22 protein-coding genes are annotated in these 23842 nt (G+C 71.9%); 5 read left to right on the top strand and 17 right to left on the bottom strand.

The features are described 5' to 3' along the window. Window positions 1-219: 219 nt before the first annotated feature. From cobA to LUU90_RS16550, 3 genes are read right to left on the bottom strand one after another with little or no spacing between them, the layout of a single operon-like run. Window positions 220-1503 carry a uroporphyrinogen-III C-methyltransferase gene (gene cobA, locus LUU90_RS16540; protein ID WP_275004660.1) on the bottom strand — a complete coding sequence of 428 codons (1284 nt, stop codon included), beginning with the start codon at window positions 1501-1503 and terminating at the stop codon, window positions 220-222. Beyond that, a complete protein-coding gene (locus LUU90_RS16545; RefSeq protein WP_275004661.1) occupies window positions 1496-2371 on the bottom strand; it encodes a phosphoadenylyl-sulfate reductase in 876 nt (291 codons plus the stop codon). The genes cobA and LUU90_RS16545 overlap by 8 nt, the downstream gene beginning before the upstream one ends. Next, a complete protein-coding gene (locus tag LUU90_RS16550) occupies window positions 2368-4083 on the bottom strand; it encodes a nitrite/sulfite reductase (protein ID WP_275004663.1) in 1716 nt (571 codons plus the stop codon). The genes LUU90_RS16545 and LUU90_RS16550 overlap by 4 nt, the downstream gene beginning before the upstream one ends. Before the next feature lie 531 nt (window positions 4084-4614). Between LUU90_RS16550 and LUU90_RS16555 the strand changes: the two genes are divergently transcribed. Further along, window positions 4615-4968: a hypothetical protein gene (locus LUU90_RS16555; RefSeq protein ID WP_275004664.1), complete on the top strand. Its 354-nt coding sequence runs from the start codon at window positions 4615-4617 to the stop codon at window positions 4966-4968. Between the two features lie 11 nt (window positions 4969-4979). On the opposite strand, the gene LUU90_RS16560 is transcribed toward LUU90_RS16555, so the two are convergent. Then, window positions 4980-5822, bottom strand: a complete 843-nt coding sequence (locus tag LUU90_RS16560; protein ID WP_275004665.1) for an arylamine N-acetyltransferase family protein — start codon at window positions 5820-5822, stop codon at window positions 4980-4982. Between the two features lie 105 nt (window positions 5823-5927). Here LUU90_RS16560 and LUU90_RS16565 point away from each other — a divergent pair, with 105 nt between their 5' ends. Next, entirely contained in the window at window positions 5928-6425 is a 498-nt protein-coding gene (locus LUU90_RS16565) for a DUF456 domain-containing protein (protein WP_275004667.1), read from the top strand. Between the two features lie 94 nt (window positions 6426-6519). Here LUU90_RS16565 and LUU90_RS16570 read toward each other — a convergent pair whose 3' ends face one another. After that, window positions 6520-7074 carry a PaaI family thioesterase gene (locus LUU90_RS16570; protein ID WP_275004669.1) on the bottom strand — a complete coding sequence of 185 codons (555 nt, stop codon included), beginning with the start codon at window positions 7072-7074 and terminating at the stop codon, window positions 6520-6522. Between the two features lie 24 nt (window positions 7075-7098). On the opposite strand from LUU90_RS16570, the gene LUU90_RS16575 reads away from it, so the two are divergent. Continuing rightward, window positions 7099-9150 (top strand): S9 family peptidase, encoded by a 2052-nt coding sequence (locus LUU90_RS16575; protein WP_275004670.1) that lies wholly within the window; start codon window positions 7099-7101, stop codon window positions 9148-9150. Between the two features lie 18 nt (window positions 9151-9168). On the opposite strand, the gene LUU90_RS16580 is transcribed toward LUU90_RS16575, so the two are convergent. Continuing rightward, window positions 9169-10257 carry a helix-turn-helix transcriptional regulator gene (locus LUU90_RS16580; protein ID WP_275004672.1) on the bottom strand — a complete coding sequence of 363 codons (1089 nt, stop codon included), beginning with the start codon at window positions 10255-10257 and terminating at the stop codon, window positions 9169-9171. Between the two features lie 190 nt (window positions 10258-10447). Between LUU90_RS16580 and LUU90_RS16585 the strand changes: the two genes are divergently transcribed. Then, complete coding sequence (locus tag LUU90_RS16585; RefSeq protein WP_275004674.1) at window positions 10448-10921, top strand: GNAT family N-acetyltransferase; 474 nt, start codon at window positions 10448-10450, stop codon at window positions 10919-10921. 14 nt (window positions 10922-10935) lie between these two features. Here the strand turns inward: LUU90_RS16585 and LUU90_RS16590 are convergent, their stop codons facing one another. From LUU90_RS16590 to LUU90_RS16615, 6 genes are all read right to left on the bottom strand, one after another. Next, window positions 10936-12441 (bottom strand): sugar transferase, encoded by a 1506-nt coding sequence (locus LUU90_RS16590; protein ID WP_342470557.1) that lies wholly within the window; start codon window positions 12439-12441, stop codon window positions 10936-10938. Window positions 12442-12829: 388 nt separating this feature from the next. Continuing rightward, complete coding sequence (locus tag LUU90_RS16595; protein WP_275004676.1) at window positions 12830-13459, bottom strand: acyltransferase; 630 nt, start codon at window positions 13457-13459, stop codon at window positions 12830-12832. After that, complete coding sequence (locus LUU90_RS16600) at window positions 13456-13770, bottom strand: acyl carrier protein (protein ID WP_275004678.1); 315 nt, start codon at window positions 13768-13770, stop codon at window positions 13456-13458. Before LUU90_RS16600 ends, LUU90_RS16595 begins: the two co-directional genes overlap by 4 nt. Before the next feature lie 23 nt (window positions 13771-13793). Continuing rightward, complete coding sequence (locus LUU90_RS16605; RefSeq protein WP_275004679.1) at window positions 13794-15083, bottom strand: pyridoxal-dependent decarboxylase, exosortase A system-associated; 1290 nt, start codon at window positions 15081-15083, stop codon at window positions 13794-13796. Beyond that, window positions 15080-16690, bottom strand: coding sequence for an acyl-CoA ligase (AMP-forming), exosortase A system-associated (locus tag LUU90_RS16610; protein ID WP_275004681.1), 1611 nt, complete (start codon window positions 16688-16690; stop codon window positions 15080-15082). Before LUU90_RS16610 ends, LUU90_RS16605 begins: the two co-directional genes overlap by 4 nt. A 281-nt stretch (window positions 16691-16971) precedes the next feature. Beyond that, window positions 16972-17841 (bottom strand): GNAT family N-acetyltransferase, encoded by an 870-nt coding sequence (locus tag LUU90_RS16615; RefSeq protein WP_275004682.1) that lies wholly within the window; start codon window positions 17839-17841, stop codon window positions 16972-16974. Window positions 17842-17988: 147 nt separating this feature from the next. Here LUU90_RS16615 and LUU90_RS16620 point away from each other — a divergent pair, with 147 nt between their 5' ends. After that, window positions 17989-18936 carry a hypothetical protein gene (locus LUU90_RS16620; RefSeq protein ID WP_275004683.1) on the top strand — a complete coding sequence of 316 codons (948 nt, stop codon included), beginning with the start codon at window positions 17989-17991 and terminating at the stop codon, window positions 18934-18936. Window positions 18937-18947: 11 nt separating this feature from the next. On the opposite strand, the gene LUU90_RS16625 is transcribed toward LUU90_RS16620, so the two are convergent. Genes LUU90_RS16625 through LUU90_RS16645 form a run of 5 tightly spaced genes read right to left on the bottom strand, consistent with a single transcriptional unit; the run spans window position 18948 to window position 23728 of the window. Beyond that, window positions 18948-19847 carry a glycosyltransferase family 2 protein gene (locus LUU90_RS16625; protein ID WP_275004685.1) on the bottom strand — a complete coding sequence of 300 codons (900 nt, stop codon included), beginning with the start codon at window positions 19845-19847 and terminating at the stop codon, window positions 18948-18950. Then, window positions 19844-20806 (bottom strand): glycosyltransferase family 2 protein, encoded by a 963-nt coding sequence (locus LUU90_RS16630; RefSeq protein WP_275004686.1) that lies wholly within the window; start codon window positions 20804-20806, stop codon window positions 19844-19846. The genes LUU90_RS16625 and LUU90_RS16630 overlap by 4 nt, the downstream gene beginning before the upstream one ends. Beyond that, window positions 20806-21459, bottom strand: a complete 654-nt coding sequence (locus tag LUU90_RS16635) for a polysaccharide deacetylase family protein (protein ID WP_275004688.1) — start codon at window positions 21457-21459, stop codon at window positions 20806-20808. The genes LUU90_RS16630 and LUU90_RS16635 overlap by 1 nt, the downstream gene beginning before the upstream one ends. Beyond that, window positions 21456-22859 (bottom strand): O-antigen ligase family protein, encoded by a 1404-nt coding sequence (locus tag LUU90_RS16640; RefSeq protein ID WP_275004690.1) that lies wholly within the window; start codon window positions 22857-22859, stop codon window positions 21456-21458. The genes LUU90_RS16635 and LUU90_RS16640 overlap by 4 nt, the downstream gene beginning before the upstream one ends. After that, entirely contained in the window at window positions 22856-23728 is an 873-nt protein-coding gene (locus tag LUU90_RS16645; RefSeq protein ID WP_275004692.1) for a hypothetical protein, read from the bottom strand. Before LUU90_RS16645 ends, LUU90_RS16640 begins: the two co-directional genes overlap by 4 nt. Between the last annotated feature and the right edge of the window lie 114 nt (window positions 23729-23842).

Consider the following 23842-nt stretch of genomic DNA (forward strand, 5'->3'; position numbering starts at 1 on the left):
TCAACATTGGTCGCGTGACGGCACGGCAGAAGGCCGCGAAGATGGCGGCGTCTGCATGCCTACCGGAACTCGACCGGCGACGAAAGGGGCGTTGGAATCTTTTCTGTCTTTGGCGGCCGAATTCACCCACAGAATGAATTCGGGCGAAAACGGCGGAGTTACGTTGAGTGCTGGGTAGCTGCCGGGTTGATGGCCTTCGCGCCGGCAGCTACCCAGCACTCAACGAGCTTGTGTCGCCCAGGCGGGCGAGAGGCGGACCACGTTGCCCACCACGACCACCGCGGGCGGTCGGACGCCTACGGCGGCGGCACGCTCGGCGATGTCCGCCAGCGTGCCGACGGTGACGCGCTGGCGGGCCCCGAAACCGTCCTCGATCACGGCGGCCGGGGTCGCGGCGGGGCGGTCGGCGGTCACGAGCGCGTCGGCGGTCTCGGCCAGCCGGGTGACGCCCATGAGCAGCACGAGCGTGTGGTCGGCGCCGCCCGGCACCTCGGCCGCGCCGTCGTGCCCGGTCAGGACGCTGAAGCCCCGGGCGACCCCGCGGTGCGTGACCGGGATGCCCACCGCCGCGGGGACGGAGACGGCGCTGGTCACACCCGGCACCACCTCGACCTCGATGCCGGCCGCGCGGCACGCCGCGAGCTCCTCCCCGCCGCGCCCGAAGACGTACGGGTCCCCGCCCTTGAGGCGCACGACGTCGCGTCCCGCCTGGGCGTGCTGGATCAGCAGCGCGTTGATCTCGTGCTGCGGCACCGGATGGTTGCCGCTGGTCTTGCCGACATCGATGACCTCGACGTCGGGCGAGAGCTCGTGGAGCAGCGCGCGTGGGCCGAGCCGGTCGATGATCACGATGTCGGCCTGCGCGAGCACCGTGCGGCCGCGCGCCGTGACGAGGCCGGTGTCGCCGGGACCGCCGCCGACGAGCCAGACCCGGCCGAGGGCCTGCGGTGTCGGACGGCGCCGGCGCAGCGGCAGATCGCCGGACTGCAGGGCCGCCGACACGGCGTCCCGGATCGCCGTCGCGCGCCGTGGGTCGCGGCCGGCGGTCACCGAGACGGTCACCTCGGCGTCGTCGGTCAGGGTGGTGCGGGCCACTGCCGGGACCCATGCGCTGCCCACCGAGGCGTCGCCCGCGGTGACGCAGAAGACCCGGGCGCGCTCGGCGTCGTCGGACACCTGATGGTCCACCTCGGCCGAACCTGTCGCCGTGTGCACGAGCCATGCCTCATCAAGGTCGCCCGGCCGGTAGGCACGGGCGACGAGCTCCACCGCACCGGGCGCCGACACGCGGGCCAGCACCGCCAGCTCCTCGCAGACGTCGGGCGCGACCACGCGCACCCGCGCGCCCGCCTCGACGAGCGCCCGGGCACGGCGCGCGGCGACCGGCCCGCCGCCGACCACCACGACGAGCCGCCCGGTGATCTTCAGCCCCAGGGGGTAGATCTCGTGCGCCACCCCTCCATCCTGCGCCTCGGCGGTGGGCAGCGGCGCGGCGTCAGACATGGAGACCGCACTCGTCCTTGTCGCGCCCGGCCCACCGGCCGGAGCGCGCGTCCTCGCCCGGCAGCGGCCGGGCGGTGCACGGCTCGCAGCCGACCGACGGGTAGCCGTCGGCGAGCAGCGGGTTCACGACGAGGCCGTGCCGGTCGGCGTACTCGGAGACCTGGTCGTCGGTCCACGCGGCGATCGGGTTGATCTTGACCACGCCGTTGCGCTCGTCCCAGCTGACGAGCGGCGCGTTGGCGCGTGCGGCGGTCTCGCTGCGGCGCACACCGGTGGCCCACGCCTCGTAGTTCTCCAGCGCCTTCTTCATCGGCGCCACCTTGCGCATGGCGCAGCAGGCCTCGGGGTCGCGCTCGTGCAGGCGCGGCCCGTACTTCGTGTCCTGCTCGGCCACGCTCAGCTCGGGGCGCACGTCCACGACGTTGACGTCCAGCTCGATCTCGACGGCGCCGCGCGTGCCGAGCGTCTCGGCGAAGTGGTAGCCCGTGTCGCCGAACAGGACGTCCACGAACGGGAACTGCTCGGCCACGAGGTGCGACAGCACGGAGTCCTGCATCGAGGACGCCACCGCCATGTACGGCCCGAACTCGCGCACCGCCCACGCGATGACCGCCTGGGCGTCCGCCTCGGGCGTGCCCCCGCTCGCGTTCAGCTGCGCCTGCCCGCGCTCCACCACGGCCCGCAGCTCCTCCGGGGTCCGACGGCGGCGCTTGGCCCGGGCGGCCGGGCGCATCGCACGGATGCTCTCGCGGGCCGCCGCACGGGCGCGCACCCGCGCGAGCCGCGGGTTCAGGCCGGCACCGTTCGAGCCGGCACCGCGCCCGGAGAGCGAGAGAGCGGACGTCGGTGCTATCTCCACTGCGGTCATCGCAAGGCCTCCTCGTCGGCACGGTGCGCCCACTGCGCGAACGTCTCTTCACCGTCGTGGTCGGCGTCGTACCGGCGCACCACGCGCTCCACGTAGTCGCCGATCCCGTCGGCGGTCACCTTGAGACCGCGCACCGTGCGGCCGAGCCCGGCGTCGTCCCGGTCCAGCGACGTCAGGCCGCCACCGAGGTGGACCTGGAAGCCGGGCACCTGGTTGCCGTCGTCGTCCATCACGAGCTGGCCCTTGAGGCCGATGTCAGCCGTCTGGATGCGGGCGCACGAGTTGGGGCAGCCGTTGACGTGCAGGCTCAGCGGCTTGAGATCGTTCAGGTCCCCCAGCCGCTCCTCGAGCTGGGTGATCGCCTCGGCCGAGGTCGCCTTGGTCTCGACGATCGCGAGCTTGCAGTACTCGATGCCGGTGCAGGCGATCGTGTTCCGGCGGAAGATGCTCGGCCGCGCCTGCAGCCCGAGCTCGGCGAGGCCGGCGACGAGGGGCTCCACCTCGTCCTTGGCGATGTCGAGCACCAGCAGCTTCTGCTGCGGGGTGAGCCGGATCCGCCTGCTGCCGTGCGCCTCGGCGAGGTCCGCGAGCTGCGCGAGGATCTCGCCCGAGACGCGGCCCACCGTCGGCGCCGCGCCGATGTAGAACCGGCCGTCGTGCTGCTCGTGGATGCCCACGTGATCGCCCCGCTCGTCGAGGCCCAGCGACGCGGGCGACGGCGGCTCGATGCTGTCGCGGAGCTTGTAGCCCAGGTACTCGTCCTCCAGGACCTGGCGGAACTTCTCCACGCCCCAGTCCGCGAGCAGGAACTTCAGGCGGGCCTTGTTGCGCAGGCGGCGGTAGCCGTAGTCGCGGAAGATGCGGACCACACCGTGCCAGACCTCGGGCGCCTCCTCCGCGGAGACGAAGGCGTTCAGGCGCTCCGCGAGACGCGGCGCCGTCGACAGCGCTCCGCCCACCCACACGTCGTACCCGATACCCAGCTCCGGGTGGTCGACGGCGACCAACGAGATGTCGTTGATCTGGTGCACCACGTCGAGGCTCGGGTGGCCGGTGATCGCCGACTTGAACTTGCGCGGCAGGTTCGCCAGCGCCGGGTCCCCGATGAACCGCTCCTGGATCTCCTCGATCACCGGCGTCGGGTCGATGAGCTCGTCCTTCGCGACGCCTGCGACCGGGCTGCCGAGGATCACCCGCGGCACGTCGCCGCAGGCCTCGGTGGTGCTCAGCCCCACGGCCTCCAGACGGCGCCAGATCTCCGGCATCGCCTCGACCTCGATCCAGTGCAGCTGCAGGTTCTGCCGGTCGGTGATGTCCGCGGACCCGCGGCCGAAGTCCGTGCTGATGCCCGCGATGACGCGCAGCTGCTCCGTCGTCAGCGCCCCGCCGTCGATCCGGACGCGCAGCATGAAGTACCTGTCCTCGAGCTCGTGCGGCTCGAGCGTGGCGGTCTTGCCGCCGTCGATCCCGGGCTTGCGCTGCGTGTACAGACCCCACCAGCGGAACCGTCCGTGCAGGTCGTCGCCGGGGATGGAGTCGAAGCCCTCCTTGGCGTAGACCTCCTCGATGCGCTCGCGGACCTTCAGCGGGTCGGACTCCGCCTTGAACTCCTCGTTGTGGTTCAGGGGGGCGGTGCCGTCGATCTTCCACTGGCCGTTCGGGCGAGCGGGTCGCTTGGTCGTTCGGGGCTGGGCAGGGGCCGTGTTGACCATGTGTGGGGTCCTGTTCGTGCGGGGCGCGCGGGCGTCGAGCTGAGGCTGGGGGAGTTGTGCGCGTCGTACGGGCGCAGGCGACCGGTTCCCGGGTCTGACCAGGGACTCAGCGCTGCGGGCCGGCGGCGCGCGCTGACCTTGCAGGGGCGAAGGGGCGCGTCAGAGCTGACAGCTGCGACAGCAGTCGCAGGCACAGGTCGGCATGGCACACATGGGCATCTCGTGACGGGTGGTCACGAGGAAGATGCGCGCTGCCTTGGTCATGGCGATGACGTTAACCGCCGGTGGTGAAGCACGGAAGGGCCCGTCCACATAGTGGATGTCTATCGGGTGCATCGATGTTGCCTATGTATTTCCCTATCGAAATGGTAGGGAACTCTGGTTGCCGGTCCGTCAGCCCGGAGACCGGGGTCGGCCGGGAGAGGGCCAGGAGCGGGCCGTCCTGGGTTGTTTCGTGGCACTTGTCACTACCGCGCGGAGAGCCCGGTTTTTCCTGCCCTGGCGGCTCGCGCCGCAGATAGGCTGACGGGCATGGAATTCCTCTACAACGTCTTCGTATTCGTGCACTTCGCGAGCTGGGCCCTGGTGTTCGGTGGCGCTATCGCATCGATGCGGACCAAGGCCCTCTACAAGGGTGTCTCGCACGGTGCCATGGGAGCCGTCGTCGCGGGCGTGATCATGGTCGGCATCGCGGAGATGGGAGGCCTCTGGGACGACGGCGGCCCATCCATGGCGAAGATCGGCGTCAAGCTGGTCATCGCGCTCGCCGTCGCAGTGCTGGCCGTGCTCGCCGTCCGCAAGGGCGAGGACGTCTCCAAGGGCCTCAAGGGCTCGGTTCTCGGGCTCACCCTGGTGAACATCCTGGTCGCGGTCTTCTGGAACTGATCGGCTGACCGCTACAAGGTCGACATCCACTTCCGGTGGGTGGTCAGGCTGTGGTCGAACAGGCCGCGCAGCGCGTCGTCGTCGACGCCCTGCAGCGCGATGCCGAGCGTGGCCAGGCCGTCCCGCCAGTCGTCGTACGTCGTCAGCTCGGCGAAGTCGGTCTGGGTCCCGGTGCGGGAGAACAGGCAGCCGCGCAGGGTCTCCGCGGCGTCGGGCAGGCGGCGCTGGACCACGAGCATGCGGGCGTAGGTCCCGTCGTCCGGCGCGGTGAGGCGGCGGTGCGCCGCCGCCTCCTGCTCCGGGGTCAGCTCCTCGTCGAAGAGGTCCACGCTGCTGAAGCTGCCCGCGGGATCGTGGTGGAACGTCCAGCCGCCGTCGCGCAGCTCGAGCCGGTAGGTGAACGGGCCCTGCCGGTGCGGGCCCGCGATCATCGGGAGCGGGGAGTGGAGGCCGTCGCCGCAGCCGACGTCGGGCCACCAGACGCCACCGGGATTGCTGTCGGTGGGCAGACCGCGGACGTAGAGCGCCAGGTGACCGACGTGCACGTCCCGCCGCTCGTCCTCGGTCTCCCAGTTGTGACCCCACGCCGGTACGACGTCGTAGCCGAGCGCGCGCAGGGCCACCGTCATGACCCCGTTGTGGTGGAAGCAGTAACCGGCGTTGCCGCCCGCCGCGACCCGGGCCAGCGTCGCCCCCGCGTCGACGGCGGGCGGGCTGCCGAGCATGGTGTGCAGGTTCTCGTACGGGATCCGCTCGGCGTGCCGCTGATGGAGCTCGAAGAGGGTCTCGACCGTCGCCGGAGGCCGCTCGTCGAGGCCGAGTCGGGCCAGGTAGCCGGCCACCGCGTGCGTCATGGTGAGCAGGGTAGACATGTCCCGCTCTGTCCGGGTTGATGTCCGGGCTGCTCGATCGGCCGGGTGTGATCGAGGTGGGGTCGTCGGACCGCTAGGGTTTCGGCCGTGAGCGTTCTGGGAGAAGTACTCGTCGGCGTGGCCATCCTGGTGGGACTGATCGGCATCGTCGTCCAGGTGTTGCCTGGCTCGGTGCTGGTGCTGGGCGGCATCCTCGTCTGGGCGATCATGACGGGCGGGGTCGCGGCATGGGTGGTCTTCGGCATCGCCGCTGCCGCCATCGCCACCGCTGAGATCGCCCAGTGGGTGATCGCGGGCAAGCACCTGCGCAAGGCCAAGGTGCCGTGGCCGACCCTCGCCGTCGGTGGAATCGCCGGCATCATCGGCTTCTTCGTGCTGCCGGTGATCGGCCTGTTCATCTTCTTCGTCGGCGCGATCTTCCTGCTGGAGTGGGCGCGGCACAGGAACGTGTCGACGGCGTGGGGGTCCACGAAGACGGCCGTCCAGGCGACGCTGATCACCATCGGCGTGCAGCTCATCGGTGCCCTCGTCGCGTCGGGCGCCTGGGTGGTTGGCCTCATCATCATCCACACGACTGCGGGATGAGATTGCGGGGTGAGGCTGGTCGGCAGTACGTCAGGTAGTCGGTATTCCGAGTTGCCGACCACCTGACGTACTACCGACCACGCTTGTCCGCCCGTTACGGGCGCGAGGGCGGGATGTCGAAGATCAGGAGGGTGCTCGACGCCGTCGCCACCACCGCACCGCTCCCGTCCCGGACGACGCCCTCGGTGAAGCCGACCCGGGAACCGGCCTTGACCACCGTGCCCTCCGCGGTGAGGGGGCCGCTGTTGCCGCGCACGGCCTTGACGTAGCTGACCTTGATCTCCACCGACGTGTAGCCCTTGCCCTGGGGCAGCACCGACTGGATCGCGCAGCCGCACACCGTGTCCAGGATGGTGCAGAGCACGCCCCCGTGGACCGTACCGATGGGGTTGTAGCCGGACTCGTCGGGCGAGCACCGGAACGTGACCCGCCCCTCCTCCACGACATCGATGTCGAGGCCGAAGTGCGCGGCGATCGGCGGCGGCGGGATGATGCCGTCCCGCATCCGGCGCAGGAACTCGACGCCTGAGGTCAGCGGCGCCTGTGCCGCGATCTGCATCGGGTCGTACCAGGTGAGCTCGCGGGTTCGCGGCTCGCCCCAGGCCTCGTGAGCACTCGTGGGGGCGTCTGTCTGCTGTGTTTCGGACATGTGGGCAAGGGTAATGTCCGGGTCATGCAGGCAGCCGACCTTCCCCTGATCCGTACCGTCTCCAGGCCCGCCGTCCATCCCGACGGCACCTGGGCCGTCGTCTCGGTAACCCGTCCCGACCTCGACGCCGACGCCACCGTTGGGCAGCTCTGGCGGGTGCCGCTGGTCTCGACGGGCCCGGCCGGCGGTGCGGGCCCGGCCGGATCGACCTACGGTGCCGCCGGCGAGGAGCCCCGCCGCCTCACCCGGGGCTTCCGCGACACGGCCCCGCGCATCTCGCCCGACGGCGCCCTGGTCGCCTTCCTGCGCGCGCAGCCGCAGTCGGCGCCCCAGCTGTGGGTGCTGCCGACCGGCGGCGGCGAGGCCGTGCAGGTCACGGACCGCAAGCTCGGGGTGACCGACTTCCGCTGGTCGCCCGACGGCCGTCGGCTGGCCTTCCTGAGCCGTGAGCCCCAGCCGGGCCGGTACGGCTCGGTCGAGGGCATAGCGCCGGGAGCCGAGCCGCCGCGCCGCATCACCGAGTGGAGCTGGACGCGCAACGGCCTGGGCTACCACCGGGACCGCCCGCAGCACGTGTTCCTCGTCGACGTGCCCGACGTCACCGACGAGCCCGTGGTACAGCCGGCACCAACCGCGGAGGGCGAGCCCCAGCCGTGCCCGACGGTGCCGGAGCCGCGGCGGCTGACCACCGACGACGTCGACCACAGCGGCATCGCCTTCACCCCGGACGGTGGCTCGATCGGCGTGATCGCCGAGCGCGAGCAGGGCGCCGGACAGGTGGGCGCCGGGATCGTGCGCGTGCTGCCGCTGAGCGTCCCGGCGACCGGTGGCGGCTCCGACGTCGACCTCGGCACGCTCGGCCCGCAGGCGATCGCGTTCGGTCCCGGTGGCGAGCTGTACGTCGTCGCGCAGGACCTGGGCGCGGAGGGCAAGGACTTCGTGGCCCGGAACGCCGCGCTGTACGTGCTCTCCGCGTGGGCCGACCCCGTGCCGCGCCGCCTCACCGACCCCGAGACGCAGGAGGTCGGCGGCGTACCCCTGCCGCTGGCGGACGGCGGCGTGCTGCTCACCCTCGCGAGCCGCGGCACCCAGCAGGTGGTCCGCGTCGCCGACGACGGCACCATGATCCAGCTGACCAGCGGCGACGTCGTGGTGTCGGAGTTCGCCGTCGGGGGCGGGGCCCTGGCCGTGTCGTACGCCGACCCCGGCACCTACGGCGAGCTGGGGGTCGTGGACCTGGACGGTGCCGAGGGAGGCGCGCCCCGGCCTCGCACGGACTTCTCCGCGCCGCTCCGCGCGACCGGCCTGGTCACGCCGAAGGAGCTGACCGTGACCGGGCGCGACGGGTACCCGGTGCACGGGTGGGTGGCCGTCCCGGAGGGGACCGGCACCCACCCCACGCTGCTGATGATCCACGGCGGCCCCTACGCCTCCTACGGCGTCGACCTGTTCGACGAGACGCAGGTGCTCGTCGACGCCGGGTACGCCGTCGTCTACTGCAACCCGCGCGGCTCCGCGGGCTACGGGCAGGCCCACGGCCGGGCGATCCGCCAGGCGATGGGCACCGTGGACCTGCACGACGTGCTGGACTTCCTGGACGGCGCCGTGGCCGCGGACGGGCGCCTGGACGGTTCCCGGGTGGGCGTGCTCGGCGGTTCGTACGGGGGTTACCTCACGGCGTGGACCATCGCGCACGACCACCGGTTCGCGGGCGCGATCGTGGAGCGAGGGTTCCTTGACCCGGAGACGTTCTTCGGGACCAGCGACATCGGCTCGTTCTTCGGCCTCGAGTACGTGGGCGAAACCCCGGAACAGGTGGCCGCGCAGTCGCCGCAGGCGGTCGCCGGGCAGGTGCGCACCCCCACGCTCGTGCTCCACTCGGAGCTCGACCTGCGCTGCCCGCTGTCCCAGGCTGAGCGCTACTACTCGACGCTCAAACGGCACGGCGTGGAGACGGAGCTGGTGGTCTTCCCCGGCGAGAACCACGAGCTGTCACGCTCCGGTCGCCCGCGGCACCGGCAGCAGCGTTTCGAGCTGATCCTGGACTGGTGGAGGAGATACCTGCCGGTGGGGTGACACGTCCGCGCGGGACGTTCATCGCCGCGGCCGGGCCAGACCTGCCTCGTAGGCCGCGATCACCAGGTGTACCCGGTCACGGCAGCCCGTCTTGCGCAGGACCTCCTTGACGTGCGTCTTCACCGTCTCCTCGCCCACGAAGAGCTCGGCGGCGACCTCGGCGTTGCTCCGCCCGCGGACCAGCGCCCGGAAGACGTCGGTCTCGCGCGGCGTCAGCGAGGCGAGCCACGCGACGTCGTCCCTCTCGCCGTCGGACGCGGACTCGGACAGGGACTCGGACGCGGTCTCCGACAGGGACTCGGACGCGGACTCGGAGGCGGACGCCGACGCCGTGGCCCGGTCCACCCGGGCGGCGTCGGCGGCCGGCTCGGGCGTGGCCGTGGACGCCACGGGCCCGGTGGTCCCGAGCGCCGCCCCGGTGCGGTTCCGGCGCCCGAGCAGGTCCGCGACGACGAGGAGCAGGCCGACCGCACCGAGGTTCACGAGCAGGAACCCGGCCATCTTGAGCGCGGCACCCACCGGACCCTCGTCGTACAGCAGTCCGGGCATGTAGGTGGTCCCGAGCGGCGCCAGCGCCGGGAGGTCGAGCACGGTGACCACGACGACGTAGGCGCCCACACCGGCCGCCAGCGGCACGGCACGGCGCCGTTCGCCGTCGTACACCGCGATGGCGAGAGCCAGGACGGCCGCGAGCCACCACCCCCACGCGATCATGCCTACGGCCGGCATCAGCACGTACGGGACCGCGAGGAGCCAGGTCGCGGTCGTGAGCCGGTGGCGAGCCAGGACCACGCCCGTGAGCGAGGCCAGGCAGGAGGCGAACCAGACGAGGTGGGCCGTCGACAGGCTGATCGTCCCGACCTCGGTGACCGTGGCATGCAGATCGAGGCCCGGCAGCGCGAACACCTCGGTCAACGCGGTGGGCACGAGCACCAGGGCGACGACGAGGGCCGCGATCGCGGGCAGGCCCCACGGCCGGAGCCGGGCGGTGCTGCGCAGGACGCGGGGGAGGAGGCTCGTCGAACCCGACGGGAAGAGCGCCGGGCGAGGTCGTGCGGTGAGGCCCTCGGGCGGAACGGGCGAGGCGATGGCGGTGATGTCGGTCATGGGCCGATCCTTTCCGTGCGCCGGCCACGGAGGCTATCCCTCCGTGCGGTGAAGTCCATCCCTCGTCCGAGGGAGATCCGGGTCCTGGCGTGTGCTGCCCACCGGTCGGGGCGGCGGCCGACCGCGCCGGACGGCAGGAAGGCGGCCGACGATATGTTCCGGGCGCCGAAGTCGTGCGAGCATCGACCCCGTGCAGATCATTACCGCTCCGCTCACCCAGCTCGACGTCACCATCGCCTATGGGGTCTGGAAGCTGCGCCAGGACGTCTTCGTCGTCGAGCAGGACTGCCCGTACGAGGACCTCGACGGGCGCGACCTCGAGCCCACCACCGTGCACGTGGTGATGCTCGGCGAGGCGGCGCCCGACTCGGTGTCCGACGGCGGGACCCGCGTGCTCGGTACCGCCCGCGTCCTGGACGACGGCGGGGAGTGGCGTATCGGCCGGGTGGCCCTGGTCAAGGGCGCACGGGGCAAGGGTCTGTCCGACGAGCTCATGCGTGCGGCGCTGCGCCACATCGAGGCGGCCGGCGACGGCCGGGACATCGTGCTGGACGCGCAGTCGCCGCTGACCCGCTGGTACGGCAAGCACGGGTTCGGCGAGGACGGGGCGGAGTTCCTGGAGGACGGGATCCCGCACACGCCGATGCGGCTGGTGCGGGGCTGACCCCACCCGAGGGGTCAGTAGGCTCCGCGGCCGGAGACCACGGCGCGGGCGGTCTGCCCCAGGATCGCCAGGTCCTGCAGAGGCGTCCAGTTCTCGGCGTAGTAGACGTCGAGCCGCACCGACTCCTCCCACGGCAGGTCGGACCGGCCGGAGACCTGCCACATCCCCGTCATGCCCGGCTTCACCAGGAGCCGGCGCCGCATGCGCTCCTCGTAGGCGGCGACCTCGTGCGGGAGCGCGGGCCGCGGGCCGACGAGGCTCATCTGCCCGCTGAGCACGTTGAGGAGCTGGGGCAGCTCGTCGAGCGAGTACCGGCGCAGGACCCGACCCACACGGGTGATGCGCGGGTCCGAGCGCATCTTGAACAGCGGGCCCGCCGCTTCGTTGACCGTGGCCAGCACCGGCACGTCACGGTCAGCTCCGACGTACATCGTGCGGAACTTGAACATCCGGAAGATCTTGCCGCCGCGCCCCACGCGTTCGGACAGGTAGAACAGACCGCCCTTGCTCGTCAGGGCCACGGCGAGCCCCACGCCGAGCAGCACCGGCGACACGAGGACCGTCAGCAGGGCTGCGAGCAGCCAGTCCATCACCTGTTTCACATGATACTTCGGGCCGTCGAAGCGGGGCGCGGCCACGTGCAGCAGCGAGACGCCCGACGCGGGGTGGACGCTGACGCGGTCGGGAGCGACGTCGGCCAGCTCCGCCGCGATCATGAGGTCGACACCGACGCGTTCGAGCTGCCAGCTGAGCCTGCGGACCACCTCGGTCGTGATGGTGTCCGACGCGCTCACCGCCACGGCGCTCGCTCGGACGAGGGCGGCCGCCTCGCCGACGCGGCTGAGGTCACCGAGCACGGGCACGCCGCCCACCTCGTCCCCGGGCGACCCGGTTCGAGGCCGCACCCGGTCGCTCGGCGACTCGCCGGCCGCAGTCTCCGACGGAAGGCAGGCGCCGACGACCACGAAACCCTGCTGCGGTGACCCGTTCAGCCGTCCGATCAGACGCTCGGCCTGCTGGCGGTGCCCGACGACGAGGACGGGAGTCATGCATCCCGCGCCTCGCTCCCGGGTGCGCGCCACCCACTGGCGCCACCAGTAGCGCGACCCGACCAGCGCCGTGAGCCCGAGCGGCAGTGCGACCGTCTGGGCGAGCACGTCGCGCACCTCGACGAACGTGGTCAGCCACGCCGCGAGCACGAGCACGCTCACCGCCGTCCACGTGGCGCCGACGATGCGCCGGTACTCCGTCTGGTCCCGGCCGACGACACGAAGGTCGTACGAGCTCCGCGCAGCCAGCGCGCCGAGCCAGACCAGGGCCACGACGGCGGGTATCGCGATGGACCTCAGGGGCCCTGGGTGCCCGGGGGCGCCGAACAGCAGGGTCGCGTCGGTCACGTACGCCACGATGCCGGAGGTGACGACGACCGCCGCGTCCGTGAGTCTGAGGCGTGTGCGATAGCGGGTCTGCCATTGGGGGTGGGCGAGCGTCGACCGGATATCGTGAAATCCGCGTGACAGAGGGCTGTTCACCCTTATCTCGTCCGTGCGAGGACGAATCTCAGAACCGCCGCCTACCGTCTGGCTCGTCACGATGAATCACTTCTTCCCTCTGGCCGACGACGAGTTCTTGAACACGCTGAATTGCGGCGCGACAAAGCGCCGTCAGATGCATCAGGAGGTGATCGCACCTGGTGAGGCGCGATCCAGACGAAGGCCCGTGATGGGGCCCGACGTGTTTTCTATTCCCGATAATAGAAGGGCTTTGGCGTGCTGTCGTCCCTGGTAAGCCCTTTCTTCGCGGCTTCACCCCATGCTTCACCCGTGCTGAAAGTGGGCTAACAAATAGAAAGCCGTTTCGCCGCGCGAGTCATGGTCCGCGAATGAAAAGAAATGACTAGAACATTACTCATGCCGGAACGGAGATGGCCGGTGAGGCCTCCCGTAACGTGTCACCGTCCTCGACGAACTCGTCGCCGGTCGTCGGGCAGCGCCAGCTCTCGGGTCCGGTGCGCTCCAGGGGGACGCCGGCGCGTCCCACCCAGCGGATCCGCCGGGCGGGTACCCCCGCGACGAGTGCGAAGTCCGGTACGTCAGTGGTGACCACCGCGCCCGCGGCGACGGTGGCCCAGCGGCCCACCGTGACGGGTGCCACGCACACCGCCCGGGCGCCGATGGCGGCGCCGGTCCTGATGGTGACCCCCACGGCCTGCCAGTCGTCGCCGGTCTTGACCGTGCCGTCCGGATTGACCGCCCGCGGGTACAGGTCGTTGGTCAGCACGGCGGCGGGGCCGACGAAGACGCCGTCCTCCAGCACGGCCGGCTCGTAGACCAGGGCGTAGTTCTGCAGCTTGCAGCCGTCGCCCAGGCGAACACCCGGCCCGACGTAGGCTCCCCGGCCCACCGTGCAGCCGGCGCCGACGACGGCGTCCTCCCGTACCTGGGCGAGGTGCCAGACCGTGGTGCCGGCGCCGAGCGTCGCAGCGTCGTCGACGTCCGCCGACGGCTCGACCCGCACCCGGTCGCCGGAGCCGGTCATGACCGGTCCGGAGCTCGGCCGGCCCGGACACGGACGAACGAGTGCAGGCTGCCCGCGGTCTCCAGCAGCCCGTCCGTCAGCTCGTCGTCGTCGACCGTGATCCCGAACCTGTCCTCCAGCGAGGTCACGAGCTCGAGGACGGCCAGCGAGTCCAGCTCCGGCAGGGTGCCGAAGAGCGGGGTGGCGGCATCGAAGGAGCTGACCCGCTCCTCGATCCCGAGGGTGGTGCCGACCACGTCCAGCACGTCGGCGAGGGATACCTCGTCGCTGGTCACGGTTTCGGCCGGACGGTCTCGGGTGTCGCTGCTCATCGTGTTCTCTCCTGTCGGGGCGGTCAGACCAGCACTTCGGCGGGTGCCGGGTGGCTGAGGAATGCGGTCGGGCTCGCGGTGAGGCCGTAGGCGCCCGCCTGGAGCACCACGACCAGGTCGCCGGGCTCGGCGGGAGGTAGCGGGACGTCGTCCGCCAGGAGGTCGAGCGGCGTGCACAGGCAGCCGACGACGGTGGCCTGCTCCCGGTCCGTGGTCGCCATGTGGTTGCCGACGAGCACCGGGTAGTTGCGCCGGATCACCTGCCCGAGGTTGCCGGACGCGGCGAGCTGGTGGTGCATCCCGCCGTCGACCACCAGGTAGGTCCGGCCACGGGAGATCTTGCGGTCGACCACGCGGGTCACGTAGTAGCCCGCTTCCCCGACGAGGTAGCGCCCGAGCTCGATGTGGACATCGGCCTCCGGCAGCGCGGGCGCGATCAGCTCGGCGACGACGGTCGCGAGGTTCTCGCCGACCCGGCCGAGGTCGACCGGACGGTCCTTCGGGAAGTAGGGGATGCCCAGGCCGCCGCCCAGGTTCACGTAGCGCACCGGGCCGGGCAGGTGGTCGGCGAGCGAGACGACGAGCTCGGCGGTGGCGCGCTGGGCATGGGCGAGGAGCTCCGCGTCCAGGTTCTGCGACCCCGCGAAGATGTGGAACCCTGCCATGTCCACCCCGGTGGGCGTCAGGTAGCGGAGCAGGTCAGGAACCTGCTCGGCGTCGACCCCGAACTGCTGCGGGCCACCGGACATGCGCATCCCCGAGCCGCGCACCGCGAAGTCCGGGTTGACGCGGACCGCGACCCGCGGCACGACGCCGAGGTCGTCGCCCGCCGCGACGACGCGGCGCGCCTCGGTCTCCGACTCGAGCTCGACGAGCACGCCCGCCGCCACTGCGGACCGGATCTCCGCCGGCGTCTTGCCGGGGCCGGCGAAGCTGACGTTCCGGGGGCCCTTGCCCGTGTCCAGCGCGCCGTGCATCTCCCGGACCGAGGCGACGTCGAGCGCGTCGACGAGTCCCGCGAGGTGCTGGACGACGGCGGGCATGGGGTTGGCCTTGACGGCGTAGCCGAGGCGGACCGTGCCGCCGACCGCTGTCCGCACCTCGCGGACCCGGTCGGTGATGCGCTGCCGGTCGTAGGCGAAGAACGGCGTGGACCCGACGCGCTCGGCCAGCCGGCTCAGCGCCACCCCGCCCACCGTGATCTCGTCACCCGATACCGGCACCGTCCGGACCGCCGGGTGCCGGACGTCGGTGAGCGGGCCGGCCTCAGGGGCCGGGGCATCGGCGGGCTCGACGAGCGGCTGCGCGGTCATGCGGAGACCTCCGCGGCGACCTGGGTGCGGATCGCGGCGCGGTCCAGCTTGCCGTTGGGGTTCCGGGGCAGTGTGTCCACCCGGCGGATCTCCGCGGGCACCATGAACGTGGGGAGCGACTGCCGCATCTCGTTGAGCAGCCGGTCCTCGTCGAGCGCCGCGGGTGCCGCCACGACGAGCAGGACGCGCTGGCCCAGCCCGTCGTCGGGCACACCGAGGGCTACCGCCTCACGCGCCAGGCCGGTGCCGAGGGCGGCTTCCTCCACCTCGGTGGGGCTGACGCGGTACCCGGAGGTCTTGATCATCTCGTCGGCCCGGCCGACGAAGTAGAGGTACCCCTCGGTGTCCCGTACGACGGTGTCGCCGGACCACACCGCGGGTTCCGGGGCGGCGCGCCAGGGCTCGTCGTATCCGGGCACGGGGCGGAAGCGTGCCGCCGTGCGCTCGGGGTCGTTCCAGTAGCCGAGGGCGACCAGGCTGCCTCGGTGCACCAGCTCGCCCGGCTCGCCGTCGGCGCACGGTGTGCCGTCCGGACGCAGCACCAGGACCTCGGCGTCGGGGATGGCCCGGCCGATCGAGTCGGGGCGCAGCTCGACCTGCGCGGGGTCCAGATAGGTGGACCGGAACGCCTCGGTCAGCCCGTACATCAGGTACGGCGCGGCGGCGGGGAACAGGCCGCGCAGCTCGCGCAGGAGGGTGGTGGGCATGCGCCCTCCCGTGTTGGCGAAGTACCGGAGCGTCTGCCGTGCTCGCGGCGGCCAGTCGACGGTCGCGAGCTGGGTCCACAGGGGCGGCACGCCGGTGATGCCGGTGACGCCGTAGCGCTCGCAGGCGACGGCGACGCCCCGCGGGCGGAGGTAGTCGAGCAGCACCGCGTGGGCGCCGACGGCGAACGCGGTGGTGAGCTGGCTGAGGCCCGCGTCGAAGCTCAGGGGCAGTACCGCCAGGAGCACATCCTCGGCGGTGTTGTGCAGGTAGCCGGAGACGCTGGTCGCGCCCACGAGCAGGTTGCGGTGCGACAGCACGACACCCTTGGGCGAGCCCGTGCTGCCGGACGTGTACAGGATCGCCGCGATGTCGACGTCGATGTCGACGTCGGTCCCGGGCTGCGAGCGCTCCGCGTCGACGGGAAGGTGCTCCTCGGCGCCCGGCGGGGACGCCCAGCGGTGCACGGCGACCCCCGGCAGATCCTCCGGGGCGGTGCCGCTGTCGGGCTGGTCCACCAGCAGCACCGTGGTCAGGCCGGTGCCGTCGAGCTGGTCGCGCACGGCGGCGAGCCTGCCGGGCGAGGTGACCAGGACCCGGGCGCCCGAGTCGCGCACGACGTGCGCGACCTGCTTGCCCTTGAGCAGCGGGTTGACCGGGACGAAGACGCCACCGACCAGCGACGTGCCCCACAGGGCCGCGACCGTCTCGAACCGCTTCTCCAGGTAGACCGCCACACGGTCGTGCCGTTCCACACCCAGCCCGGCGAGCTGTGCGCCGGCCTGTCGTACGGCGAGCCACAGCTGCGCGTACGTCAGGGTCGCGTCGCGGGAGGACAGCGCCGCGGCCATGGGCCGAATGCGCGCCTGTTGCTCCACGTGGTGGTGTAAGGCGGTGATCACAAAGATCACGGTACGGCGCTGGAAGTCTTTTCCGGAGGGCGTGCAGGGGTGAATAGAGGTAGGGCTGCGGGTGAAGAAGAGGGCGGGTCTCGTCGCAGGTCAGGGCGCTGGGTGAATTCCAGAGGGTGAATAGTTCGCGGCAATTCTGTGCGCTCTGCGAACGGGGGTTAAATTGCCGGGGTTAAAGTGCGGTGAGTGCTCGATAAATACACCACCGAGTGGGCTAAATGCTGGCGTTATTATTCGGGATGGAAACTCGCGGCGGCGTTCTTTGCCGCATCTCACCACGGGACCTGGGTCAGCTCGCTGTAGAGGTAGCTGACCGACTCCGGGGGCTCCCCGGTCCGGCTCAGGTACATCGTCGGCCGTTGCGCGGACAGCGGCACGGAGTGCCACGGCCGCGCACCGCAGACCCGGTTCTGCACGAGTGCGAAGGGCAGCCCGTGGGCGACCAGGAGGTGGCGGTACACCGCGGGCGCGGCCGTGCGGAAGAGATGCTGGTCGCTGACGTGGAGCACCGACGCGAAGAGGCGGAGACCCTTTCGGCGGACCGCACGGAACACCACCCAGCAGGGCCTTCCGTCCACGACGGCGACGAGGTGCCGGGCGGCGCCCGAGTCCGCGTGGTCGCGGTAGGCGGCCAGGTCGGCTCCCGTCAGGACCGCCTCGATCTCGGCGTGCCCGGAGACCAGCCGCACGCCCCGCCGCGCGGGCAGCGGAAGGTTGACGACCAGCGCGCCCGAGGTGTCCAGGTGCGTGAAGCCCAGCCGCTCGTTCAGCGGGACCACGGTGCCGCTGGGGGAGAGGTCGGTCAGCTCGCGGTCGCGCTGGCCGAGCATCGCGCGCACCAGCCGTAGCGAGTGCCGGCGGTACTCCTCCAGCACGCACCACGCGGCGAGGTTGCACACGGCGCTCGGCCGGCCGGCGCGGGTGGTCTCGGAGTAGAACGCCGCGTACACACCGACCACCTGGCCGTCGGACTCGAGCAGGAACCCGTGGTCGGGATGGCTCGTGCGCCACGTGGGGCGAAGCGACCGTGCCCATTGTTCGGACGTGAGGGTGTTGTCCAGGTGGGCGCTGAGGAATTCCCCCACGCGCGGCAGGTCGTCCGTGGTGACCGGGACGGTGCGGACATTCTGAGCGGTTGGCACGTCTGCGAGTATCCCGCCGGGTCGATGTACCGGTCACGACAGGAAAAGGGTGAACACGCGCCCACCGTCGAAGATCATCCGGCGGAACCGCGCCGCCAGGTTGTCCGGCCACAAGCGGCGTGTCACGATGCCGCAGGAGGCATAACAATGTGGGATTTCCCCCGCCGTGCCGTGCTCGTCGTCGCCGGTGTCCTCGTGGTCGGCGGCACTCTCGCCGCATCACAGCCCGACCCGACACCAGTGGGCGCCCAGGCGGTCCCGACCGCGTCCTTCGAACCGGTGACGCCGGTGACCGTCGCCTCGACCCCGCCACCCGCCCTGTTCCCGACCCGCGACGAAGCAGGGCTCCCGTCCGGCTGGTCGCCGCGGCAGACGCACGACGGTGATCTCCTGATCGACGAGGACGGGACGGTCGTGCAGGACCTCCGGATCACGAACGGTACGGTCCGCGTCACCGCGAAGAACGTGACCCTGCGGCGCGTGCACGCGGTCAACACCACCGTGGCCAACGACGTGAACGGCATCTGCGGATCCGGGCTGCTGATCGAGCGGTCGTCGTTCGAGCGCACGGCACCGAGCACCGAGGCCGACGTCCCCGTCATCGGCAACGGTGGGTTCACCGTCCGCGACGTCATGATCGACGGCGCCCCGGAGGGTATCCGGGTGGGCTCGAAGCACTGCGGCGGGGTGACCATCGAGAGCAGCTACATCCGTATCGTCCCGCCCGAGGTGTGCGAGGACTGGCACGGGGACGGCATCCAGGGGCACAACGGCGGTCCGCTGGTCGTCCGCTCGTCCACCATCGTCCTGAAGGAGCGTGCCGACTGCCCGGGCAACGCGCCCTTCTTCTACCCGGAGGAGCAGGGCAACACGTCGGTGGACGTCGACGGGCTGCTCGTGAGCGGTGGCGGCTATCCGTTCCGTGCGGGCACGACCGGAGCCGTGCGGCACCTCCAGGTGGTCCAGGACAGCTGGGGCTACGGTCCGGTCGACGTGCGGTGCGACGTCGTCTCGGTGCGGCAGGCGGCGGTGGTGACCGTGTCCGACGGGCGGACGACGCCGGTCGAGCCGATCACGCCCTGCGCGGGAGGCTGAACCGCCCCCGTTCACACCCGCGAGCTGGCGTCCCGCTCCCACGTCGTGAAGTCACCACGTCGCACCGCCGAGCGGGCGCGGGCGCGGCCGGCGAGCACGACGGCGAGGAACACGGGGATCCGCAGCGCCAGCCCTGGTCGCTCCCGCACGACACGCCAGAGGTCGCCGGGCGTCGTGCGCGCGTCCGGCCCGCGCAGTCCCGCCTGGTCCGCCTGGAGGTTGCCCGTGGTCACCCGCGCGCGACGGCGGACGAGGTCGCGCAGGGTGCGGGCCGGGTGCACTACGACGGTGACGTCCTGCACGACGGCGCGCTCCGCCCGTACGAACGCCTCGGAGAGCACCAGGTCGTCGGCCATCATCTCGGGCAGCGCAGCCACCCGGCGCGCGCCGTCCTGGGACACCGCGAGGACACCGCGCCCGAAGAGGCCCGAACGCACGGTGGGCAGAGCCTCCCAGACGTCGTAGTACCAGCGGGTGAGTACCGTCACGCCGGTGCGCGGCATGACCCGCCGGGGTGCGGCGACGGCCGCGCCTCCCGCGCCCACCGCGGCGGCGAGGCGCGCGATGCCGTCGGCGGTGATCTCCACGTCGGCGTCGAGGTACACGCGCGGGAACGCGCGCGCCACCCGGTCGGCCGCGCGCAGCGCGAGCGTCTTGGACGGCTCCGGCAGGTCGAGCACCGTCACCGGGTAGCGGCGGGCGACGTCCGCCGTCCCGTCCGTGCACCCGTTGCACGCCACGACGACCTCCAGCTGTCCCGGGACGACGCACAGGGCGTCCAGGAGGCGCCCGAGGGTGCGTTCCTCGTCGTGCGCGGGGATCACCACGGACGCGACGGTGGCACGGTCCGGATCATGGGCGCCGGTCCAGGCCGCACGCCGGGCGTCGCCACCGGTTTCCTGGGCGCTCATCGGGGCAGGAGCGCGTCGTTCGCGCCGAGGACAGCCGGGCGGAGGGAGGGACGCACCAGCGCGCGCAGCGTGGGCCAGGAGGCCCGATGCCCGAGCACACCGCGTCGCAGCTCGACGAGCAGCGTCATCGCGAAGTACGCCCAGGCGGCGGCGGTGCCGTTCCGGCGTCGGACCAGCCGCACGCGGTTCAGCATCTGCATGGTGTGCGTCGCGCTGCTCGTGCCCGACCCGCCGCCCACGTGCATCCCACCTGCCTGCGGTGTGTACATCGTGATCCAGCCCGCGTCCCGGGCGCGGAGCGCGAAGTCCGTCTCCTCCGAGTACAGGAAGTAGGACTCGTCGAACCCGCCGAGCGCGTCGAAGCACTCCCGGGACAGCAGCCAGATCGCTCCGCACGCCCAGTCGACGGCCCGTTCGGCGGTGTAGGCACGTGGATCGTCGATGCGTTCCGCGAACCAGGGGATGCGGGTGAAGCTCAGGCCCCCGACCCGGGCCACCGTCGGGGTGCGGCGCAGGGTCGGCGACAGCTGACCGTCGGCCTCACGGGTACGGGGTGCGACGATGCCGACCCCCGGACGGCGCAGAACCTGCAGCATCCGGGGCACGGCCTCCGGGTCCAGCACCGCGTCCGGGTTGAGCACCAGCACGGTCCCGGCCGGAGGAGCGTGCCGCACGGCGCGGTTCATGCCGGCACCGAACCCGTCGTTCGTGCTCTCGACGACGAGGCAGTCGCTCCGTTCCCGCAGCAGCCGAACGGTCTCGTCGGTCGAGCCGTTGTCGACCACGACGGTCCGGTAGGTGACGTCGCCGAAGGCAGCGGGCAGGCTGTCCAGCAGGTCCCCGACGTGGCCCGCGCTGTTGTACGTGACGACGACGGCAGCGACCTCGGGCGTTCGGTCCGCCCTCGTGCTCGGTGCCGGGCGGCTCTCCGGACCGGGCCGGGTGTCCGTGCCCGGCATCAGCGGAGGCCCTTGACGAAGGTCCGAGCCGCGTCCGCGGCCCGCACGGTGTAGCGCTCTCCGTGCCGGAACCAGCCGGCGACGTCGCCGGGGGTGTCGCCCGCCGTGAGGCTGAACCGGGCCTGCCGCCAGGTGCCGGGGCGGGCCAGCGCCCGGTCGCTGGTGTAGACACGGGAGTAGCCCAGCCGCTTGAGCGCGCTCAGCGTCCCGCGGTCGTACCGACCCAGGGGGCACGCGGCGGTGTGCACCGGCTCGTCGACGACCTCCTCGATCCGGTCGCGGGCGTCGATCAGCTCCTCGTGCTGTTCCGCCGCGCTCAGACCGCGCCAGACCCGGTGCCGCATCCCGTGCGACCCGATGCCCATCCCGGCCTGCCGGAGCCGGCGGATATCGTCCGCGGACAGCGAGCCGGAGCGCCCGATGCGGTCGGCGATCACGAAGAAGTCGGCGGTCATCCCCCGGTCCACCAGCTCGGGCAGGGCGACGTCGACGTCGGACGTGTTGCCGTCGTCGAAGCTGAGCCGCACGTCCGGCTGGTCGACGACCTCGTCCAGGACCCTGCGGAACGTGTCCGCGGTGATCCAGTAGACAGCCTCCTCGGACGGAACACTCTCGGGGGGCGTCCCGATGCCGTGAAAGCAGAGATTGATCATTCGTTCATGGTCGACGACGAAGCGGTGCCGGGGAATGTCGTCGCGGGTGATTGTCCGGGTGATTCTCCGGTCGGTCTCGAATCTCCTTCCCGGGGGTCGCGGAGGGCGCCCGAAAGACCGATCAGCAAAAAGAGCGTCCCCATGGTCATCGGGAACGCGAAGGCGTCGAAGAAGGAGAGGCTGACGAATCCCGCGGAGACCGACGCCGCCAGCGCGGTCGCGAGGCTGCGGGTCCGGTCGTCGGCGCTCGACGAGCGCACGTGCAGGAGCCGGCGGAGCGTGGTCAACCAGAGCCCGGCGAACAGCACGGTGCCCACGATGCCCACCGTCACCAGCAGCAGGAGGTACTGGTTGTCGAAGATGCGGTAGGTCGGCAGGAAGGTGCCCAGGCCGCGGCCGAACAGTGGGTCGCGCGCGATGAACTCGCCCGCGGCGGAGAAGGAGCTGGTCCGGGACGCGACGCTCGGGTCCTGGTCGGCGTCGGCGAAGAGGCCGAGGATCGAGGTCGCGATGCCGGGTGCGGTGACGAGCACGGCGACCGCACCTACCCCACCGATGGTGAGCAGCGCCTTGCGCCGCGGGCCGGGCCAGCCCAGGACCAGCACCACGACGCCGATCGCCACCCCCACGTAGGTGGAACGGGACCCGGTCAGGGGGACCAGCACCAGCAGCGCCAGGGCCGGTGCCCAGCGCAGGAGGCGGGAGCGTTCGACGTGCTGGAACGCGACGTGCAGGGCGGGTGGCAGCAGCATCGCCACGAGCACGCCGTACTCGATCGGGTGCGTGGCGGTGCCAGGGGGGCGGTACCTGCCGTTGCGCTCCGTGAACTCGAACGGGCCGGTCAGCGTCAGACCGGGGACGGTGATCTGGTCCACGATGAGCTGGCCGAGCGCGAACTGTGCGATACCCAGCACCGCCAGGACGCCGCCTGCCAGCGCCAGCCGCCACACGAGCACGTCGAGGCGCGCCTGCGAGGCGATCCCGTCGTGTGCCAGGAGCAGGGTGCCCGACCAGGCGAGCAGGGCCAGGAGCGCGACGTCGGCCGGGCTGACCTCGTTCGAGACGATCGGCCGCGACATCGCGATCGCGTACGAGACGCCCGCGGACGCGGCGAACGCGGCCAGCCCGATCCGGATCGGCCGTGGCCGGCTCGGCGCTGCCCGGGCCGTCGCCACGACCATGAGCACCCACAGCAGCAGGCCCCCGAGCCCGAACACCATCGACGGTGCTCCCGCACTGCCCAGCGGGCCGATCACGAGCCTCGACGGTACGGCGAAGAGCAGGACCACGTAGACGGTGAGCCACGTGACCGCGTCGAAGCGGATACCGCGCCGCGCAGGGACGGCCGGTTCGGACCCGCCCCCGGCCAACGACGGTGGGACGGCCCCGGCCTCGGTCACCTCTTCTCCGTGCCGGACCGCGCCTGCGCGTCGTCGGGCCGAGGGTTGCGCCATGCCGGGGGCACGCTCGGCGGTGTCTCCTTGACCAGGCGCGGCAGCGGGCGGGGGATGCCCATCGGCGAGGTGGGCGGTGCCGACGAACCTGCGCCCTTGCCGGTCTGGAGCAGGGCGGCGGCCTGCGTCAGGGGTGTGCCCGGGGTCGCAGGTGACGCCGGGGCCGGCGCCGGGGCCGCCGGAGCGGATGCCGCGGCGGCCGCCGCAGCGGACCGGGTGCGACGGGCGCGCACCAGGCCGTCGATCGCCACCGCGAGCACACCCGTCGCCACGAGGCCGCCGCCCCCGACCGCGATCAGCAGGCGGACGGTGCCACCGGCATCCGTCTGGGCGCGTTCGTCCTTGGCCAGCAGCAGCGTCGAGACCACGGACTCCGGCGGGGCATCGACCTCCTCCTGGAGCCGGCGCAGCTCGACCGGGATGGACTCGGTGATCCGGTCGAGCGTCGCCAGCGTGTCCTGCGGCGTCGCGTCCGTCACGTCGACGGCGATCACGGGGCCGCGGGTGGACTCCTCGATCGTGACGACGAACTCGCCCTCGGGCGAGGCGGACGCGAACCGGGTGCCGGCGACGTCGCTCTCGTAGTAGGCGACCACGACACGGGCCGGCAGGTCGAGCCCGCCGAGCGCCAGGAACGGGTTGCCACCCTCGCCCACCGCTTGTTCGGACGGTACGAGCAGCACCAGGGCACGTGCCGTGTACACCGGCGGCGCCACCACCGTCACGCCCCAGATCAGGGCACCGGTCATGAGGAGGCCGGCGAGCGTCACGGCCCACTGCCGTCCCAGGGCCCGGATCACGTCGGGAAATGACATGTCTTCACCCTTTCCGGCCGTTTCGCGTCACGTTCGGCAAAGGTATCGTGCTGAGCATTGGAAATGGAACGTGCTGCGGTGTCCGCGTGCATTTTTCGCCCGCTCCGAGAAATG

It is taken from the genome of Promicromonospora iranensis (assembly GCF_028994775.1).
In the GTDB taxonomy this organism is placed as follows: domain Bacteria; phylum Actinomycetota; class Actinomycetes; order Actinomycetales; family Cellulomonadaceae; genus Promicromonospora; species Promicromonospora iranensis_A.

Excerpts from the sequence above, each read along its gene's own strand:
- cobA (WP_275004660.1), bottom strand. The coding sequence starts at position 1,503 with ATGTCTGACGCCGCGCCGCTGCCCACCGCCGAGGCGCAGGATGGAGGG.
- LUU90_RS16545 (WP_275004661.1), bottom strand. The coding sequence starts at position 2,371 with ATGACCGCAGTGGAGATAGCACCGACGTCCGCTCTCTCGCTCTCCGGG.
- LUU90_RS16550 (WP_275004663.1), bottom strand. The coding sequence starts at position 4,083 with ATGGTCAACACGGCCCCTGCCCAGCCCCGAACGACCAAGCGACCCGCT.
- LUU90_RS16555 (WP_275004664.1), top strand. The coding sequence starts at position 4,615 with ATGGAATTCCTCTACAACGTCTTCGTATTCGTGCACTTCGCGAGCTGG.
- LUU90_RS16560 (WP_275004665.1), bottom strand. The coding sequence starts at position 5,822 with ATGACGCACGCGGTGGCCGGCTACCTGGCCCGACTCGGCCTCGACGAG.
- LUU90_RS16570 (WP_275004669.1), bottom strand. The coding sequence starts at position 7,074 with ATGTCCGAAACACAGCAGACAGACGCCCCCACGAGTGCTCACGAGGCC.
- LUU90_RS16575 (WP_275004670.1), top strand. The coding sequence starts at position 7,099 with ATGCAGGCAGCCGACCTTCCCCTGATCCGTACCGTCTCCAGGCCCGCC.
- LUU90_RS16580 (WP_275004672.1), bottom strand. The coding sequence starts at position 10,257 with ATGACCGACATCACCGCCATCGCCTCGCCCGTTCCGCCCGAGGGCCTC.
- LUU90_RS16595 (WP_275004676.1), bottom strand. The coding sequence starts at position 13,459 with ATGACCGGCTCCGGCGACCGGGTGCGGGTCGAGCCGTCGGCGGACGTC.
- LUU90_RS16600 (WP_275004678.1), bottom strand. The coding sequence starts at position 13,770 with ATGAGCAGCGACACCCGAGACCGTCCGGCCGAAACCGTGACCAGCGAC.
- LUU90_RS16605 (WP_275004679.1), bottom strand. The coding sequence starts at position 15,083 with ATGACCGCGCAGCCGCTCGTCGAGCCCGCCGATGCCCCGGCCCCTGAG.
- LUU90_RS16620 (WP_275004683.1), top strand. The coding sequence starts at position 17,989 with ATGTGGGATTTCCCCCGCCGTGCCGTGCTCGTCGTCGCCGGTGTCCTC.
- LUU90_RS16625 (WP_275004685.1), bottom strand. The coding sequence starts at position 19,847 with ATGAGCGCCCAGGAAACCGGTGGCGACGCCCGGCGTGCGGCCTGGACC.
- LUU90_RS16630 (WP_275004686.1), bottom strand. The coding sequence starts at position 20,806 with ATGCCGGGCACGGACACCCGGCCCGGTCCGGAGAGCCGCCCGGCACCG.
- LUU90_RS16635 (WP_275004688.1), bottom strand. The coding sequence starts at position 21,459 with ATGATCAATCTCTGCTTTCACGGCATCGGGACGCCCCCCGAGAGTGTT.
- LUU90_RS16645 (WP_275004692.1), bottom strand. The coding sequence starts at position 23,728 with ATGTCATTTCCCGACGTGATCCGGGCCCTGGGACGGCAGTGGGCCGTG.